Genomic DNA, 2,318 nt, shown 5'->3' on the forward strand with positions numbered 1-2,318 from the left:
CATTTGATACCCTCCTTTTAAAATGCATCTGAATATTCTCTAAAACAAGTGGAACACAAAAACCTATACCCATTTGTCGATGCTGTCGTCATGACGGATCATTCTTTCACCTTTTTCTGCTTGAGCGTTTCATGGATAGTATTTATGACACGATCATCAAATACCCTGCCCATTGAATATAGAATCTTCCAGTCATCTGCCATGATATCCTCGACAGACAGATAGGTTGTACACTTTTTAAAATCCAGCCAGGTGTCGTCCTTGTGCATACAAATCCCGATTGGTTCACCTGTCCTGGTACAAATATCACCATCTCCAGCTTCCATTCGTTTTAATGCTTCAATGATGTTCATTCTTTCACCTCTAACTTTTTTACAATAGGAGCCTTTTTCCCTAATACATCTTCAAATTGTTGATCCAATTTGTCTAAACATTTTTTACACAGCACCTTTGATGGGGGACATACTGGATTATTATCCCTATTCCAACAAAACTTTCGTGCTTTCATTCTTTCACCTCAAACGGAACCACATAAACATTTTTATGCCCGCACGTTTTTAAAACTTCTTTACGTTCTTTCCGTGCGGTCGATCTATTTTCATAGACTGCTAACTGGGGATAATTGTTATATGCAACATAACGAAGCCGCTCTTTTTTACCTATACACACCGCCCAAAGTTTCATTGGTTTAGGTTTCATTCTTTCACCTCTTTCGTTTCCCACAGCTTTATCTCATTCTCACGCCTGGTTATTAATCCGTTTATTATCTGTCCCCCACTCCTGATCCATCTTCGCAGTTGAGCAGGGGCTTGATCGTATTGAAGTTGATTCAAAAGTTTTAATAGGGTGCTTTCTTTGAATGCGTAAACTCCAACATTAAAAGCGAAAGATACCAAAGTATCATATTGGTTTTGGTTCAATTCCGCAAAAATATAAAGATTGACCGCATCTTCCACTTCTTTTAGGTCTTGCATCAAGAGTTGTAAACATTGCTTGTCTGAGAGTCCGTCCCTTATTCTGACTGTTTCATAGTTGATAATTATTTTGCCGGAAGCACCCTCGGATTTTGTTAATAGATGGCCGATGCCTATTGTTGGAAATCCGGCTGCATCATAATATAAGTGGGTAGCTTGCCCCTCCCACTTCCTTATTAAATCTAAACCGTTTTTGCTTATTTCCATATTTTCACCTCCTCCTTCGTCCTAAAAACATTCTCACAGTCCCAGCATTCATGGTACCAAAATTCTTCTGAGAACTCGCTTTTATCGTGGAACCAATTCCAGCATACATTGGTGCTTGCGCATTTAGGACATTTAAAGGTCATTCTTTCACCTCTAAAATGGATCAAAACGGTATTTCACTATCATCTTCTATCGGAGGCGGTTCGTCACCTTTGTCCACATCCTGGTTAGGATATTTATATTCATCGGACGCCATAATCATTTTCTGTAGCCAAGGGGCTAATGAATTAAAAATATCCTGGTCAAACTTATCAATATCAAAAAAAATTGAAGGGTTAATCTGCTCCGGTACTATAATCCCTTTAGGCAATGCAATAACTCCATTGATCTTGGTTCTGCCTTTATCATTATGAATAACCGACAACATGCAAGGAGCGCCAAGGACTTTTGTAAGATCGAAACCTTTTAGCTCTTCAGCCGTGAACTCCTTGCCTCTCCATGCTTCCAGGTCTTTACGCAGGTTAGCCTTCTCGTGTAAAGAATTACGATAAAATTTACTGACCATATAGGGCATACCGGCATATTCACCTTCAAAGATTTTTTCAGTAGGTAACTCCCATGAGATCACGACCTGCCTAATGGCTAATTTTTCACCCTGGAATTCGGAATGCTGTGTGCCGATGTCAACTACCCAAATACACCTTCCGGTATAAGACCCTGGGTTTACGTTTTTGAAATTCGATCCTGATTCTTTTGCGATTAGCGACATTATTTTTTCTCCTCCATAAAATTGTTAAATGCTTTTGTAATTTCTTCCATAAAATTACTTACATTGTCTTTACTATCAAAAAAGAATGTTATATCACCAGTTTTTCCGGTTGTATCGTAAAATTTAAGGACATAATCATTTGGAAAGCCAACAACCGGACGAAATAAAATTTTAAAACTTTTTGGTTTACCCATAAATGTCGTAACGGATGCTCTCATTTAATCTCTCCTTTTATTAAAAGATTTAATTCTGCTAACTTCCTAAAAATAGCATAATCATTTTCATCGGTATCTGTGCAATCGACATACTCAGGAAATCCGGTTTCTTTATCAAGCCGTAATATTCCCTGAGCATCAAGGATACCATTA

General features: G+C 38.2%; 5 protein-coding genes. All 5 read right to left on the bottom strand.

What is annotated here, in order from left to right; all coding sequences use genetic code 11:
- Positions 1-98: 98 nt before the first annotated feature.
- Entirely contained in the window at positions 99-353 is a 255-nt protein-coding gene (locus NT145_00325) for a hypothetical protein (GenBank protein MCX5781143.1), read from the bottom strand.
- A 151-nt stretch (positions 354-504) separates the two neighbouring features.
- Entirely contained in the window at positions 505-699 is a 195-nt protein-coding gene (locus NT145_00330) for a hypothetical protein (GenBank protein MCX5781144.1), read from the bottom strand.
- Positions 696-1,181: a lysozyme gene (locus NT145_00335; protein ID MCX5781145.1), complete on the bottom strand. Its 486-nt coding sequence runs from the start codon at positions 1,179-1,181 to the stop codon at positions 696-698. Before NT145_00335 ends, NT145_00330 begins: the two co-directional genes overlap by 4 nt.
- 163 nt (positions 1,182-1,344) lie before the next feature.
- Positions 1,345-1,950 (bottom strand): hypothetical protein, encoded by a 606-nt coding sequence (locus NT145_00340; protein ID MCX5781146.1) that lies wholly within the window; start codon positions 1,948-1,950, stop codon positions 1,345-1,347.
- Complete coding sequence (locus tag NT145_00345) at positions 1,950-2,168, bottom strand: hypothetical protein (GenBank protein ID MCX5781147.1); 219 nt, start codon at positions 2,166-2,168, stop codon at positions 1,950-1,952. Before NT145_00345 ends, NT145_00340 begins: the two co-directional genes overlap by 1 nt.
- Positions 2,169-2,318: the final 150 nt, after the last annotated feature.

The sequence above is a fragment of the Elusimicrobiota bacterium genome (assembly GCA_026388075.1).
GTDB lineage: Bacteria > Elusimicrobiota > Endomicrobiia > Endomicrobiales > JAPLKN01 > JAPLKN01.